The organism is Pseudomonas sp. MF6747, from assembly GCF_963890955.1.
Lineage (GTDB): Bacteria > Pseudomonadota > Gammaproteobacteria > Pseudomonadales > Pseudomonadaceae > Aquipseudomonas.
The window spans coordinates 140285-155193 of sequence record NZ_CAWPSZ010000008.1; the positions used below are offsets into that span (position 1 = coordinate 140285).

13 protein-coding genes are annotated in these 14909 nt (G+C 61.6%); 10 read left to right on the forward strand and 3 right to left on the reverse strand.

Annotated elements, in window-relative coordinates; genetic code table 11:
- Nucleotides 1-59 precede the first annotated feature (59 nt).
- The 6 genes from AACW30_RS10110 to AACW30_RS10135 all read left to right on the forward strand — a co-directional run bounded on the left by AACW30_RS10110 (nucleotide 60) and on the right by AACW30_RS10135 (nucleotide 7657).
- Nucleotides 60-404, forward strand: a complete 345-nt coding sequence (locus AACW30_RS10110) for an FKBP-type peptidyl-prolyl cis-trans isomerase (RefSeq protein WP_119735500.1) — start codon at nucleotides 60-62, stop codon at nucleotides 402-404.
- A 12-nt stretch (nucleotides 405-416) separates the two neighbouring features.
- Nucleotides 417-1019 carry a GNAT family N-acetyltransferase gene (locus AACW30_RS10115; protein WP_200624922.1) on the forward strand — a complete coding sequence of 201 codons (603 nt, stop codon included), beginning with the start codon at nucleotides 417-419 and terminating at the stop codon, nucleotides 1017-1019.
- 810 nt (nucleotides 1020-1829) lie between these two features.
- On the forward strand, nucleotides 1830-2546 hold the full coding sequence (locus AACW30_RS10120) for an MgtC/SapB family protein (protein WP_119735498.1): 717 nt from the start codon (nucleotides 1830-1832) through the stop codon (nucleotides 2544-2546).
- Between the two features lie 301 nt (nucleotides 2547-2847).
- A complete protein-coding gene (locus AACW30_RS10125) occupies nucleotides 2848-3474 on the forward strand; it encodes a response regulator transcription factor (protein WP_106579958.1) in 627 nt (208 codons plus the stop codon).
- Nucleotides 3475-3480: 6 nt separating this feature from the next.
- Nucleotides 3481-7110: a transporter substrate-binding domain-containing protein gene (locus AACW30_RS10130; protein ID WP_200624923.1), complete on the forward strand. Its 3630-nt coding sequence runs from the start codon at nucleotides 3481-3483 to the stop codon at nucleotides 7108-7110.
- Nucleotides 7111-7234: 124 nt separating this feature from the next.
- Complete coding sequence (locus AACW30_RS10135) at nucleotides 7235-7657, forward strand: chemotaxis protein CheY (protein WP_106579960.1); 423 nt, start codon at nucleotides 7235-7237, stop codon at nucleotides 7655-7657.
- Here the strand turns inward: AACW30_RS10135 and dkgB are convergent.
- From dkgB to AACW30_RS10150, 3 genes are all read right to left on the reverse strand, one after another.
- A complete protein-coding gene (dkgB, locus tag AACW30_RS10140) occupies nucleotides 7654-8472 on the reverse strand; it encodes a 2,5-didehydrogluconate reductase DkgB (protein ID WP_179607239.1) in 819 nt (272 codons plus the stop codon). The genes AACW30_RS10135 and dkgB overlap by 4 nt on opposite strands.
- Nucleotides 8473-8677: 205 nt before the next feature.
- Nucleotides 8678-9256 (reverse strand): cupin domain-containing protein, encoded by a 579-nt coding sequence (locus AACW30_RS10145; RefSeq protein ID WP_200624924.1) that lies wholly within the window; start codon nucleotides 9254-9256, stop codon nucleotides 8678-8680.
- Nucleotides 9244-11199 (reverse strand): oxidoreductase, encoded by a 1956-nt coding sequence (locus tag AACW30_RS10150; protein WP_200624925.1) that lies wholly within the window; start codon nucleotides 11197-11199, stop codon nucleotides 9244-9246. Before AACW30_RS10150 ends, AACW30_RS10145 begins: the two co-directional genes overlap by 13 nt.
- 131 nt (nucleotides 11200-11330) lie before the next feature.
- Here AACW30_RS10150 and AACW30_RS10155 point away from each other — a divergent pair, with 131 nt between their 5' ends.
- The 4 genes from AACW30_RS10155 (at nucleotide 11331) to AACW30_RS10170 (ending at nucleotide 14896) form a co-directional block, all read left to right on the forward strand.
- Nucleotides 11331-12089, forward strand: a complete 759-nt coding sequence (locus tag AACW30_RS10155) for a class II aldolase/adducin family protein (RefSeq protein ID WP_200624926.1) — start codon at nucleotides 11331-11333, stop codon at nucleotides 12087-12089.
- Between the two features lie 41 nt (nucleotides 12090-12130).
- On the forward strand, nucleotides 12131-12769 hold the full coding sequence (locus AACW30_RS10160; protein WP_106579972.1) for a TetR family transcriptional regulator C-terminal domain-containing protein: 639 nt from the start codon (nucleotides 12131-12133) through the stop codon (nucleotides 12767-12769).
- A gap of 148 nt (nucleotides 12770-12917) precedes the next feature.
- A complete protein-coding gene (locus tag AACW30_RS10165) occupies nucleotides 12918-13709 on the forward strand; it encodes an enoyl-CoA hydratase/isomerase family protein (protein ID WP_200624927.1) in 792 nt (263 codons plus the stop codon).
- A 26-nt stretch (nucleotides 13710-13735) separates the two neighbouring features.
- On the forward strand, nucleotides 13736-14896 hold the full coding sequence (locus AACW30_RS10170) for an acyl-CoA dehydrogenase family protein (protein WP_106579974.1): 1161 nt from the start codon (nucleotides 13736-13738) through the stop codon (nucleotides 14894-14896).
- Nucleotides 14897-14909 lie beyond the last annotated feature (13 nt).

The following is a 14909-nucleotide window of genomic DNA, read 5'->3' on the forward strand; positions in this document are numbered from 1 at the left end:
TTGCCAAACGCCGGTGATTCTGGGAAAACGCCCACCTTCTGGTATTTAACGAGCACCCCATGAGCAACCAAGACCTTCAGATCACTGACATCCGCCTGGGCGACGGTAAAACCGTGGTCAAGGGCGCACTGATTACCACCCAATACACCGGCACCCTGGAAGACGGCACGGTGTTCGATTCGTCCTGGGAACGCGGCAAGCCGTTTCAGTGTGTGATCGGCACCGGACGCGTGATCAAAGGCTGGGACCAAGGCTTGATGGGCATGCGCGTTGGCGGTGTACGCACATTGTATGTACCGGCGCACCTGGCGTATGGCGAGCGTTCGATGGGCGCGCACATCAAACCCAATAGCAATCTGCGTTTTGAAATCGAGTTGTTGGAAGTGCTGACGCGCGATGACTGAGGGAAAATGAACATGGACGTTGATGTTGAGGCGCTGCCGGGCTGCTGCGTCGCGGGCATCCGGGTGGTCGAATTGCTGGGCAGCGATGCGGCTGAGCTGCAGCATTTTTTCGAACAGGCGCCGGCCTATTTCATCGCGGTCAATGGCGAGCCGGCCACGCCGACTGAAGCGCGCGAAGAACTGCAGGGTTATTTGCCGGCAGGGTGGCGCTGCAGCCGGATGTACTGGCTGGGTTACCGCGATGCGCAGGATCAGTTGGTCGCCGTGGTGAACATTGCCGCGGACTTGCTCGCTGCCGGGGTCTGGCATATCGGATTGCTGCTGGTGCATACGCGTTTGCACGGCACCGGGCTTGCGCGACAGTTGCATGCCGATCTCGAATCCTGGGCGGCGAGCAAAGGCGCCCAATGGCTGCGGCTGACGGTGGTGGTCGGCAACACCAGGGCCGAGCGGTTCTGGCCCAAGCTTGGGTATGTGCCGGTGCGCACCCGCGAGGGCATCACGATGGGGCGACAGGTGAATACGGTGTCGATTCAGGTCAAGGCATTGGCGGGTGGCCGGATGGATGAATACCTGGAGAAGGTCGAGCGCGATCGGCCGGGTGCGCCGTCATAACGGTGTACATAAACCTGGTGCACAGGGGCCATTTCACTCTCATCTTTGATCGGGGTGACGTCCGGAGAAGGGTTCCTGAACTCACCCTGAAGAAGCGGCCTGTTCGTCATCGGTAAACTTTCCTACGGTTTACTCACGCGAAAACGCGGCGTAAACTCCGCGCGTTTTCATCAATAGCGGAGACCCTCAGTGGGTACTTGTTCGAGTGACAGTTGTCGGCCGGTTTCAGTAACCGGCACATCCTTGGCAAGATAACGCGCATTCTTCCTGTGCCGTTGTCTCGCCTGAAAAAAGCGAGAAGCGGCATTCCGGCAGCGGCCAGTCCTGGCAACTGCCTGCATCCCTCTCATCGACGCTGACCAGCACCTGAAAGCATTCAGGCTGCTACGGACGCGCCTGCCTTTTACGGTGGGCGGGCCAAGCTGACTGTACCGATCAAACCGGTGCGGCGCAGACGGTCGTACCTGCACGAAGGTTTCCTCGCGCAGGAGTTACACCATGCATCTCATACGGCTCAGGGCGTTCTTCGCCGGCTTGCTGCGGACCGGGCCTGTCGCTCGCGCGAGGGTGTCAGCACCCGTAATGCCACTGCCTTGCGCGTGCAGTACGGTGTCAATGAGGTCGAGCACGAGCAGGCCGCTGGTGTGGCGAGTACCCGTGTGGCACCCATTCAACCGGCTGCCGACCCGGACGCTGATCGTGCGCATGATCCGCACCTCGAACATCCCGTTTCTGCACAGTCGCTGACCCAGGCGGGGAAGGGTTTCTATATCTGTAAGTTTGGCTGGCAATAAACAGGGAGGATTTCCTATGCAAGCAATCAACAACATCAACCTCAATTCCTTGGTCGATACGGTCGTCAGCCTCAGCGCGGCGTTTATCCTCGGTGGCTTGATCGGCTTCGAGCGTCAGTACCGCCAACGCACGGCGGGTTTGCGCACCAATGTGCTGGTGGCCGTGGGCGCGGCGATTTTTGTCGACATGGCCAACCGGCTGGGCGGCGCGGAAGGCGCGGTTCGGGTGGTCGCGTATGTGGTCTCGGGCATCGGCTTTCTGGGCGCTGGCGTGATCATGCGCGAAGAAGGCAACGTGCGCGGTCTCAACACTGCCGCCACCCTCTGGGCCTCGGCAGCCGTGGGTGCTTGTGCGGGCGCCGACCTGATCCTCGAAGCGCTGCTGGGCACGCTGTTTGTGCTGGCGGCCAACACGCTGCTGCGCCCGATCGTCAACAACATCAACCGTCAGCCTCTGGACGTGGTGTCGGCAGAGGTGACCAACATTCTCTATGTCATCGCGCGGCGCAGCCAGCAACAGGCAGTGATGGTGTTGCTCGAAGCCGAGCTGGCGCGCTGCAACTACCCGGCGAGCGACGTTGACGTTCGGCCATTTGGCAGTGAGGAAGTGGAGATCGAGGCCACCCTGGTCGCCACCTCGGTAGACGGCGACGAACTGGATGCGCTGGTAGCGCGTATTTCTACATCGACCCTGGTGGTGCAGGCCTTCTGGAGCCCGAGTACCACTGATTGACCGGCGCGCCTCACGCATGACCAGGCGCTGGCTTGGTCATGTTTCGTGAGGAAAAGTCCTACATACGCTTGGGACTATCCCTTCCGATGAAACGTCATTTCGTTGCTAAGGTTGCGCGCTTGCGGCTAGCCGGCGGCATCGGTTTGGCTGTACGTGTTCGGCCGGTTTCAATCGAAGGGACCAGGAACAGCCTGGTTATTGTCCTGAGTAGGTGCAGCACCGCTGGTCGGCACTGTCATTTCTCACAGGTACCTGTGTCCCGTGTCATGTGTAAGGGTACTTATCCTCTCAGGGGAGTTTTATGACTAAAGCGCTAATAGTTGATGATCATCCGTTTATCCGTAAAACCGTCCGGCACCTGCTGACACTGGAAGGGTTCACCGAAATCGATGAAGCGGGCAACGGTGCGGACGCTGTGCAGAAGGCCAGAGAAGGGCGTCCGGCGTTGATCATTCTTGATTTGGCCATCCCGAAGCTGGGGGGGCTTGAGGTGATCAGCCGGGTCAAGGCGTTGGGGCTGCCGTGCAAGATTCTGGTACTGACTTCGTACCTTCCGGAGTTTTTTTCGGCGCGTTGCATGCGTGCCGGGGCCATGGGGTTCGTGGCCAAGACCGGTGAGCTCGATGAGCTGCAAAAGGCTATCAAAGCGGTGATGTCCAACTACAGTTGCTTCCCCAGCTTGCCGAGCAGTTCGGTGCGCCGTGACGATCTGCAGTCCACGGAACAGGAACTGGTGCAAGCCCTGTCAGATCGCGAGTTGGCGGTGTTGCAGATGCTGGCCCTGGGCTTGGGCAATAACGAAATTGCCAATCAGATGTTACTCAGCCACAAGACCATCAGCACCTATAAAACGCGACTCAAGGAGAAGCTGCGCATGTCGTCTGTGGTCCACATGGCCAAGTTTGCACAGCGTAATCATCTGATCTGATTCGACATGATCCTTGCGCCGATGCGACGGTTCATCATTGCGCTGTTGATGGGCGTGCTGCCGATGATGGCCAGTGCCCTTGATCAGCCGCAAAACCTGCGCCTGCTGGGGCACTCCAGCCTCAATGGCCACTCCGTAACGCTGGGCGAAGCCGACTGGCAGTGGTTGCGGGGGCGGCGTGTGTTGCTGATGGGCGTTTCCGCGCCCGACTACGGGCCCTTCGAACTGACCAACAACAACGACGAAATCGAAGGCATCACGGCGGACTATGCCGGGTTGCTCGCCCAGGCGCTGAATATCAGCGTTGAGGTGCGGCGCTACGACACCCGCGATGAGGTGCTCGAAGCCCTCAAGCAAGGCGCCATTGACCTGCTTGGGACGTCCAATGGTTTTGAGGCGGGCGACCCGCAACTGGTGCTTTCGCGTTCTTACGCCAATGACCAGCCGGTGCTGGTTACCCGCACCGGCGACAGCCAATCCCTGAGTGTCGGCCTCGCAGGCAAGCGCATCGCCATGCTCTATCACTACATGCCGCCCGACGTGGTAGAGGCTTTTTACCCCAAGGCCCACGTGGAGCTGTTTCCGTCTATTTTCGAAGCCATCGGCGCCGTCGCGTTCGGTCGCGCCGATGTCTACCTGGGCGACGCCATCTCTGCCAATTACCAGATCAACCGCAACCACTTGAACAATGTGCAAATGGCGGATTTTTCCACGCTGGAATCCAACTCCTTCGCCTTTGCCGTGCTCCGGGACAACACCCGCTTGCTGCGCATCGTCAACACTGCGCTGAGGGCCATCCCGGCGAACGAACAGATGGAAATATTGCGTCGCTGGAACGGTGACAACCTGGGCCTGCTCGGTGCCGAGCGGTTGCACTTGAGCACCAGTGAGCAGCGTTGGCTGGAGAAACACCCGCGGGTCAGGGTAGTGGCGTCCGAACAGATGCTGCCGTTGGCGTCCTTTACCGCACAAGGGCGACTGGAGGGTTTGAGTGCCGATGTACTGTCGCGGATCAGCCTGCGTACCGGCTTGAAGTTCGATGTCGTGTCCGGCGGCTCGATGCCTCAGCAGATTGACGCGGTCAGCACAGGCCGCGCCGACATGATGGCGGTGGTAACGCCCAGTATCGAAGGCTCTGATCAGGTGCGCTTTACCCGACCCTACCTGACCAACCCCGTGGTGCTGGTCACCCGCAATGACGACCCTGGCACGATGACCCTGGAGGACATGGTCGGCAAGCGTCTCGCGATCAGCAGTGGCAATGCCGTGCGCGACGTCATCAACCGCGATTACCCGGGGATTAACTTTGTGGCGGCGCGAAACCCCACCGAAGCCATGGCGCTGTTGGCCAGCGGCGCTGCCGAAGGGGCAGTCAACTCATTGATCAATGCGCGTTACCTGATCGCCCAGCAGTACCGCGACCGCTTGCGCGTGACCAGTACCGTCGGCGCCGAGCCGGCACGCATGACGTTCGGCGTCAATCGCGGCCAGCTGGAGCTGTACTCGATACTCGACAAAGCGTTGCTGAGTATCCCTCCACAGGAGATGGATGAGCTGGTCAGCCAATGGCGCACGGATGTGATCATTGAAGACCATTGGTTGCGTCACCGCAGCGCGATCATTCAAGGCTTTGGCCTGGCGGCGTTGTTGCTGCTGATCACCTCCGGCTGGGCGATTTACCTGCGCAGCCTGATCCGCAAGCGCGCGCAGGCGGAACGGGCGTTGAGCGACCAGATGCGTTTTATGGGCGTATTGATCGACGGCACGCCCTATCCCATTTACGTGCGCGACCGCCAGGGCCGGCTGATGGCGTGCAACAGCGCTTACCTGGACGTGTTCGGCTTCAAGGCCGAGGCAGTGATCGGCAAGACCGTGATAGAAGCCGACAGCGGCAACCCTGCGCAGTCGCGGTCCTTCCATGAGGATTACCTGCGGTTGATGGCGCGCGGCGAGCCGCAGATCAATGACCGGCTACTCACGTTGCCGAGTGGCAAGGTGCTGACCATTTACCACTGGATGCTGCCGTACCGTGATGGGGACGAAAACGTGGTGGGCATGATTGCCGGCTGGGTGGATGTGAGCGAACGCCAACGGCTATTGGGCCAGTTGCAGGAGGCCAAGGAAGACGCCGATGCCGCCAACCGCGCCAAGACCACGTTTCTGGCAACCATGAGCCATGAGATTCGCACGCCGATGAACGCGGTGATCGGCATGATTGAACTGGCGCTCGCCAACGCCGAACAGGGGCGCGTCGACCGCGATGCCCTGGAGGTCGCCTCGGTTGCGTCGCGCGGCATGCTGGAGTTGATTGGCGATATTCTGGACATTTCCCGGATCGAATCCGGTCACTTGGCCCTGACCCTGGCGCCGGCCAATCTGCATGAATTGCTCACCTCGGTGGCGCGGGTGTTCGAGGGGCTGGCGCGAACCAAAGGCCTGGCGTTGCAGGTGGAACTCGACCCGCTGATTGATCATCCGGTGTTGATCGACTCCTTGCGGTTCAAGCAGGTGGTGTCCAACCTGCTGAGCAATGCGATCAAGTTCACGGCCCAGGGCCAGGTACGTCTGGGCGGGCGCAGTGCATCGGGGTCTGACACTGGCCATCTGGACCTCGTGTTATGGGTGGAAGACACCGGCATTGGCATCAGCAGTGAAGACCAGCAGCGTCTGTTCAACCCGTTTTTCCAGGGCAGCAACACCGAACAATCAGCGCGCAGCGGCTCGGGGCTTGGGCTGGTGATCAGCCGCAGCCTGTGTGAAATGCTGGGCGGCACGCTGCAGTTGAGCAGTGTGCCCGGGCAGGGCACGCGCGTGGACATGACGTTGACGTTGGCCAGGGCCACCGCAGCGCCGGTCGAGCGTGCCGGGCCGGCGCCAGTGGCCCGACCGGGCCGTGTACTGAGCATTTTGGTGGTCGACGACTACCCGGCCAATCGCTTGCTGCTGGCGCGCCAATTGCGCTTTCTGGGGCATCGCATCACCCTGGCCGAAGACGGTGTGCAAGGGCTTGAATGCTGGCAAGCCGAGCACCCGGATGTGGTGATCACCGATTGCAACATGCCCCTCAAGAATGGCTACACCTTGGCGCGTGATATCCGCGCGCAGGAGCGTGCGCAAGGCTTGGTGCCGTGCTTGCTGCTGGGCTTTACCGCTAACGCGCAACCGGAGGAAACCGAGCGCTGCCGACAGGCAGGCATGGATACGTGCTTGTTCAAACCCGCAGGTCTTGAGGACTTGCGCTCGGCACTGGCTGCGCTTGCGACCAGCCCAGGGGTATCAGACGTTGAGCAGGCATTTGATTTGAGCGCCCTGATCACGCTGACGGGGGACGATGACGCGGCGCTCCATGAACTGTTGATACCCTTGCTCTCAAGCCTTGAGGCAGACCGCACGCTACTGCCGGTGCTGCACCGCCAATTGAATTTTCACGAACTGCATGACCTCGCCCACCGCGCCAAGGGCGGCGCACGGCTGGTCAGGGCGCACACGCTGATAACCCGTTGCGAAACGCTCGAGGAGGTGTGTCAACGCCAGGAGGGCGACGCGTTGGGCATGGCGGTTGAAGCGGTAGGCGAAGCCCTCGACGATCTGCATCGGCGGCTGAGCAGTTTTACGCTCGGCGCTGAGCGCGGTTGATGGCCGTTCAGTGGATTTGGGAGAACTCCTACATCAAGGGGGAACATACCTGATTTTGTCTTCGGGATATGTCTGGAAAATGGGCCACGCTCACTGACGAGCACAGCCTGCCCAGGGGTTTGCCATGCCGAACAAAGCACTGACCATCCTGATTGCCGATGAACAGCACCTGCAACGGCTGTACATCGAAAAAATGCTCAACCAACTGGGGTACCACCGGATTGTTCCGGTGCAAACCCTTGAAGAAGTGGAGGTTCTTACCGCCATCCCGGCCGAGCCATTCGACGTACTGATCATTAATGCGGGGTTGGCGGCCCAGGCCGGCGAGCCGCAGCCCCAGGTGCGCCATGTACTGGTTTATGACCATCAGGACCTGGATATTCCAGGCGGCGTACCGCCGACGCTGCTGGTCCGGCTGCCCGGCATGCCGGACACCGTCAACCTTGAGCACTTCATGGACATCATCGACCCGCCCGAGGCCCACCGGGGCCTGCGGGTATTGCCGTGGCTGCGGGAGCTATCCCGCACGCCGGCGGCCGGGGTTTAGTCCCACTTCGGGGCGATGCCTTTAGGGCTGGTCAGGCGATGGCCGCGCTCCAGGCCGGCGATCTGCGCCATGTCGGCGGCGCTCAAGGTCAATTGCAGGGCCTTGAGGTTGCTGTCCAGATTGGCGCGCTTGGTCGACGACGGAATCACCGCATAGCCCAATTGCATGGCCCACGCGAGGGTCACTTGCGCCGCGGTGGCTTGGTGGCGTTCGGCGATCTGCTGGATTACCGGGTCTTTGAGCACTTCGCCGTAGGCCAGGGTCATGTACGACGTAATCTGGATACCGTGGGCGGTGGCGAAATCCACCACCTTCTGGTTTTGCAGATAGGGGTGGAGTTCGACCTGGTTGGTGGCGATGTTTTCGGCGCCCACCGCAGCAATCGCCTGCTTCATCAGGTCGATGGTGAAGTTGGAAATACCGATCTGGCGCGTCAGGCCCAGGCGCTTGGCTTCCAGCAACTGGCCCATGAATTGGGCGACAGGCACCTGGTCTTCCGGCGACGGCCAGTGGATCAGGGTCAGGTCCAGGTAGTCGGTCTTCAGTTTGCGCAGGCTTTCACGCAGGCTGGGAATCAACTGGCCTTCGGCGAAATTGGCGATCCAGATCTTGCTGGTGATGAACAGTTCATCACGTGGCACGCCGCTGTCGGCAATGGCTTGGCCGACATCCGCTTCGTTCTCGTAGATCTGAGCGGTATCGATGACCCGGTAGCCCAGTTCCAGGCCCGTGCTCACAGAGTCGATTACCACTTGGCCTTGCAGGCGGAAGGTGCCAAGGCCGAAGGCGGGAACGTTTTGCGTAGGGATAGACATCTGTAACTCCTGAAGGGGGGTGAACAATGGAGTCGAGTATCCACCCGACGTTCCTTTGGAAAAACCGCCGATCCCGAAAAGGACTCTTTACCAGAAGTCACGAGTGTCGCCGCGATAAAAAATGCGGCTTCACTTGCCACAGGTGGGCGCCGCACGGTATTCCAGAACACCCATTCACACCGCGCCGTTTATCAACGCAAGCGGCTCAAAACGTTGGCGGCGTAATCACCCAGATGACTCGCGTCTCTACCTTGCCCGGGTTGCCATAGCGATGCGGTTCGCTGCTGGCAAAGCTGAAGCTGTCACCGGCATCCAGCACAAAATGCCGATCGCCCACCCATAGCTCAAACTGCCCGCTCAACACATAGCCCGCTTCCTCGCCTTCATGGCTGTAGCTCTGCTGGCTGTAGGCGCCGGGCGGAAAGCTCGATTGCAGCATTTCCAGTTGATGGTTGGGCAACGGTGTCAGCAATTGGTCGACGATGCCATCTTCATAGCGAATGCTCTGGCGATTGTTCTGGCGCACCACATAGCCTTCATCCGCCTCGGCGGGCATGCTCTGACTGGCGAAAAACCATTGGGTCGTCACCCCGAGGCTGCGGGCGATGTTGAACAGCGCCGGGATCGACGGGTACGCAAGATTTCGCTCCAACTGGCTGAGATAGCCGGCGGTCAACGCGCTGCTGCGAGCCAGTTCGGTCAGTGTCATGCCACGCGCCTTGCGCAAACCACGGATGCGCGTGCCGAGAAACAGTTGCTGCGGTTCGTCGTTCAAAGGTTCCATGCGACCTTGAGTCCTTCGTAAATCGCCTCTTCGGCGGTGCGCGGTGCGAGGCAGTCGCCGATGCGCTCAAAGGGCACCCGCCCCGCCAGTTCTGCGCCCAGAGTGTCCACTGGCTGATGCCCCTGGCACAACACCAGGCTGTCGATATTTTCCAGCAACATCGGCTCGCCACTGGCGGTGTGTTGCAGGTAGACGGTGTTGTCGTCGCAGCCGTACAGACGCGCATAGGGGATGATCGGGATGCCCAGTCGATGCAGCTCTCCCGCGAGTTGATCGCGGACGTACAGCGGCAGGTTTTCCCCGCAGTGGGTGCCGTTCACCGCCAATTGCACGTGATGGCCAGCGCGTACCAGGCGCTCGGCAATACCGGGCCCGATCCAGTCGCAACGCCAGTCGACTACCACCACCGAACGCCCCAGCGTGACTTGATCGCGCAACACCTGCCAGGCGTCCACCACCTGCAACGCTCCACCTTGCTCGAAGGCCGGCCAATAGGGCTCGGCGCCGGTGGCGATGATGACGTAATCGGGCTGCGCCTGTTCCACCAGCGCACGGTCGACGCGGGTATTGCGCACCACGCGAACACCCGCCAGTGCCATCTCGCGTTGCAGGTTGGTGCTGGCACCACCGAATTCACTGCGCCGTGGCAGCAACTGCGCCAACAGCACCTGCCCGCCCAATTGCGCACTGGCCTCATACAACGTTACGTCATGGCCGCGTTGCGCGGCCACGGCCGCCGCTTTCATGCCGGCCGGGCCACCGCCGACCACCATGACGCGTTTGCGCGTCAACGCCGGCTGCAGGCGACTGAAGCTCAGTTCGCGCCCGGTTTCAGGATGCTGGATACAGGAAATCGGCAAACCCTTGTGAAAGTGCCCGATGCACGCCTGGTTGCAGGCGATGCATGCGCGCACATCTTCGACGCGGCCTTCGAGGGTTTTGGCGGGCATCAGCGGGTCGCAAATCAAGGCGCGGGTCATGCCGCACACGTCGGCCTGGCCGCGCGCCAGGATCAACTCGGCCTCCTGAGGCTGATTGATCCGCCCGGTGACAAACAACGCAATCGACAGACTGGCCTTGAACCTGGCGGCTTCGTCCGCGAGGTACGCGGCAGCAATGGCCATGGGCGGCACGATATGGATCGCACCGCCCGTTGACGCCGACGTGCCGGCGACGATGTGCACATAGTCCAGTTGAGTTTGCAGGCATAGCACGGCTTCCAGGGATTCGCTTTCGGTGAGCCCTTCGGCGTCGCGCTCGTCAGCGCAAATACGCAGGCCGATGATGAAATGCTCATCGGTCGCTGCTCGTACCGCCGCAAGGACTTCCCTCAAAAATCTCAGACGTTGCTCAAGCGCGCCGTTGTATTGATCGGTACGCCGGTTAACCCGTGGGTTGAGAAACTGCGCCGGCAGGTAGCCATGGCTGGCAACCACTTCCACCCCGTCAATCCCCGCCTGATGCAAGCGCCTGGCCGCTGCTGCGTAGCCGGTGACGATCTCCTCGATCATCGCGTGATCCAGCGCCCGAGGCATCACCCGAAACCGCTCGTTGGGCACCCCCGACGCGGAGTACGCCACTGCCAGCAAACCGTCTGCCGACTCTATGATTTCGCGGCCCGGATGAAAGATCTGCGACAGCACCACAGTACCGTGGGCATGGCAGGTCTGGGCCAATTCGCGGTAGCCCTCGATGCAGGCGTCGTCGGTGGCCATCAGCACATGCGAGGTGTACCGCGCGCTGTCATGCACCCCGGCCACCTGCAGCACAATCAGCCCCACGCCGCCTTCGGCTCGCGCACGGTGATAGGCGATCAACTGCGCGTTGACTCGGTTGTCGGTGGGCATCGAGGTGTCATGCCCGCTGGACATGATGCGGTTTTTCAGGCGTTTTCCGCGCAGCTGCAACGGCGCGAACAGGTGAGCAAAGGCGGGGTGCGACATGGTGCGGATACTCCAGGCGCTGTTATTGTTATTTTTCTATAGGAGGCGAGCGCCAGTAAAAAATCAACTTGTTTTTTTACTGGCGCCTGGCTTAGCGTCGCCTTCACCAACCGCGTGCCTGGAGAATAAAAATGACTGACTCCGCCGAGAAGCAACTGCGCGAAGAACTCGCCGCCTGCTATCGCCTGATCGCGCACTACCGCATGAGCGACTTGATCTTCACCCACATCTCGGTGCGCATTCCCGGGCCTGAGCATCACTTCCTGATCAACCCTTACGGGCTGATGTTCGATGAAATCACTGCCTCCAGTCTGGTCAAGATCGGCCTGGATGGCCGCGCGGTGGAGCCGTCGGCTTATGCGGTGAACCCGGCTGGTTTTGTCATCCACAGCGCCATCCACGGTGCGCGCGAAGACGCCCGGTGCGTGCTGCACACCCACACCCGTGCGGGCTGCGCCGTGGCGGCGCTGGCGTGCGGGTTGTTGCCGGTCAACCAGATCTCGATGGAGTTCTACGGCAAGGTCGCCTACCACGATTATGAAGGCGTCGCCCTGGACATGGCCGAGCAGCGCCGGCTGGTGCACGACCTGGGCGACAAGCCGGTGCTGATGCTGCGCAACCATGGTTTGCTGACGGTGGGCGAGACGGTCAGCCAAGCGTTCTTGCGCATGTACTACCTGGAAAAGGCCTGCGATATCCAGATTGCCGCCCAGGCTTGCGGCGCATTAGTCCTGCCGCCCGCCGAGGTCTGCGCCCACACCGAACAGCAATTCAACAACCCCGGTCGCGCGCTGCAGGAAGGCGAATTGACCGATCCGGACGCCACGCAGTTGGCATGGGCGGCGTTGCTGCGGAGGCTCGATCGCGTGTCGCCCGGTTACAGGGACTGATGTAGAGTCGTGCAGCCGACTCAACCGAAGGACATCGCCCCATGACCCAGGAATCCCGTTTTTCCAGGATGGAACCGCAATTGCGCAAGGCCAATCTGGTCCAGGCAACGCTGACGTGCCTCAAACGCGACGGTTTCCAGGGGGCATCGATCCGTAAGATCAGCGCCGAGGCCGGGGTGTCGGTCGGGCTGATCAGCCACCACTACTCGGGCAAGGATGAGCTGGTGGCCGAGGCTTACCGCACGATCACCGGCCAAGTCATGAGCCTGCTGCGCGAGACCATGGCCAAGGCGCCGCCCGAGCCTCGCGAGCGCCTGTCGGCGTTGTTCCGGGGTTCGTTTTCGCCTGAATTGCTCGACCCGCAACTGCTCGATGCGTGGCTGGTGTTCTGGGGCGCGGTGAAAACGGCGCCCGCGATCAACCAGGCCCACGAACACTCCTACGGCGAGTACCGCACCATCATGCGCTGCGCCCTGACCGACATGGCCAGGGAAGAGGGCTGGCAGCAGTTCGACGCCGACCTTGCCGCCATCGCCCTCAGCGCCTTGCTCGACGGTTTGTGGCTGGAGTCGGGGCTCAACCCCGGCACCTTCACACCGGAGCAGGGCATCCAGATTTGCGAGGCGTGGGTCGATGGCCTGCAAAGCGGCGGTCGCCAGCGTTACCTGCTCAAACCCTGAGCCTCTCTCGCCGCCTGAACGCAAGGTTCAGGCGGCTATTTCCCGTCTGAAAATATTTGCAGTTTGCCGATTGCCTCCTTGCTGAACACTCGTTTAGTATCTCGCCATGTCGCACCCCTCACGCCAATTAAAATAATTCGAGGAAGCCATGACTACCGATTCGCCCGTGCTCACCGATGTGCAAGCAGGCGTTGCCTGGATCACCTTCAACCGTGGTCCCCAGCGCAATGCCCTGGATATCCCAACCCTCAAGCACCTGCATGCCTTGCTCGACACCTTCAACCGCGACCCCGCCGTGCGCGTGGTGGTGTTGACCGGCAGCGGCCGCAGCTTCTGCGCCGGCGCCGACCTGGCGGAGTGGGCCGAAGCCGAATCGCATGGCGCCCTGGAAACCTACGGCTGGACCGAAACCGCCCACGCCCTGATGACCCGCCTGCACACCCTCGACAAACCCACGATTGCCGCGATCAACGGCACGGCGGTCGGCGCCGGCATGGACCTGACCTTGTGCTGCGACTTGCGCATCGCCGCCCAATCGGCGCGCTTCAAGGCCGGCTACACCAGCATGGCTTACTCGCCGGATGCCGGTGCCAGCTGGCACCTGCCGCGCTTGATCGGCAGCGAACAAGCCAAGCGCCTGCTGTTTCTCGATGAGCTGTGGAGTGCCGACCGCGCACTGGCAGCCGGCCTGGTCGGTGAGGTGGTTGCCGACGAGCAACTGCACGCCCACGCCATGGCGCTGGCCTCCCGCCTGGCCAATGGCCCGACCTTCGCGTTCGCCCAGACCAAGACGCTGATCCGCGAAGGCGCCGCCCGCAGCCTGCCCGAGCAATTGCACGCCGAACTGGCGGCTGGCCTGTTGTGCGGGCGCAGTGTCGATGGCGCCGAAGCCCTGCGCGCGTCCATGCAAAAGCGTTCACCGATTTTCTGCGGCCAATAACAACAACACCCCGAGCAGGTAGCGCCATGAATTTCCAACTCAGCCAAGAACAAGACATGTTGGTGGACGCCGTACGCAGCTTTGTCGCCAAGGAGTTGCTGCCCCACGAAGAGGCGGTGGACCGTGCCGATGAGGTGTCGCCCGAGCTTGCCGCGCAGATCCGTGACAAGGCGATTGCCGCCGGTTTCTATGCCTTCAACATGCCCGAAGAGGTGGGCGGTGGCGGCCTGGACTACCTGTCCCAGGCACTGATCGAGCGGGAGCTGTCCAAAGTCTCGTGGGCACTGCACGTGTTCGTTGCGCGGCCTTCGAAAATTCTCATGGCGTGCACCGGCGCGCAGATCGAGGATTACCTGTTGCCGTGCGTGCAAGGCAAGAAAATCGACTGCTTCGCGCTGACCGAGCCGGGTGCCGGTTCCGACGCCAACGCCATCAAGACCCGCGCCGTGCGCAGCGGCGATGACTTCGTCATCAACGGCAGCAAGCACTTCATCAGCCATGCCGGCCACGCCGATTTCGCCATCGTCTTTGCGGTGACCGACACCTATGAGCACAACGGCCGTCAGCGCAATGCGGTGACCTCGTTTCTGGTCGATCGCGGCACGCCCGGCATGACCATCCGCCGTGGCCCCAAGTGCGTGAGCAACCGTGGTTATCACACCTATGAAATGTTCTTCGACGACTGCCGCGTGCCTGCGTCCAAGGTGCTTGGCGAAGTCGGCAAGGGTTGGGACGTGGCCAATGCCTGGCTCACTGCCGGGCGCGTGATGGTCGCCGCCAACTGCGTCGGCCAGGCTCAGCGCGCGCTGGATGTGTCGCTGCAATGGGCCGCCGACCGCAAGCAGTTCGGCCAGCCCATCGGCACCTACCAGGGCGTGAGTTTCAAACTCGCCGACATGGCCACGCAGATTCGCGCCGCCGAGCTGCTGACCCTGCACACCGCCTGGAAGATGGACCAGGGCAGCATGACCGACGGCGAGGCCGGCATGGCCAAGCTGTTTGCCAGCGAAACCCTGGGCAACGTCGCTGATGAAGCCGTGCAGATTTTCGGTGGCATGGGCTTGATGGACGAAGGGCCGGTGGAGCGCATCTGGCGCAACGCACGCATCGAACGGATCTGGGAAGGTACCTCGGAAATCCAGCGCCATATCATCGCCCGTGAACTGCTGCGGCCGCTGTTGCGCTGATCGGCGCGGAGAA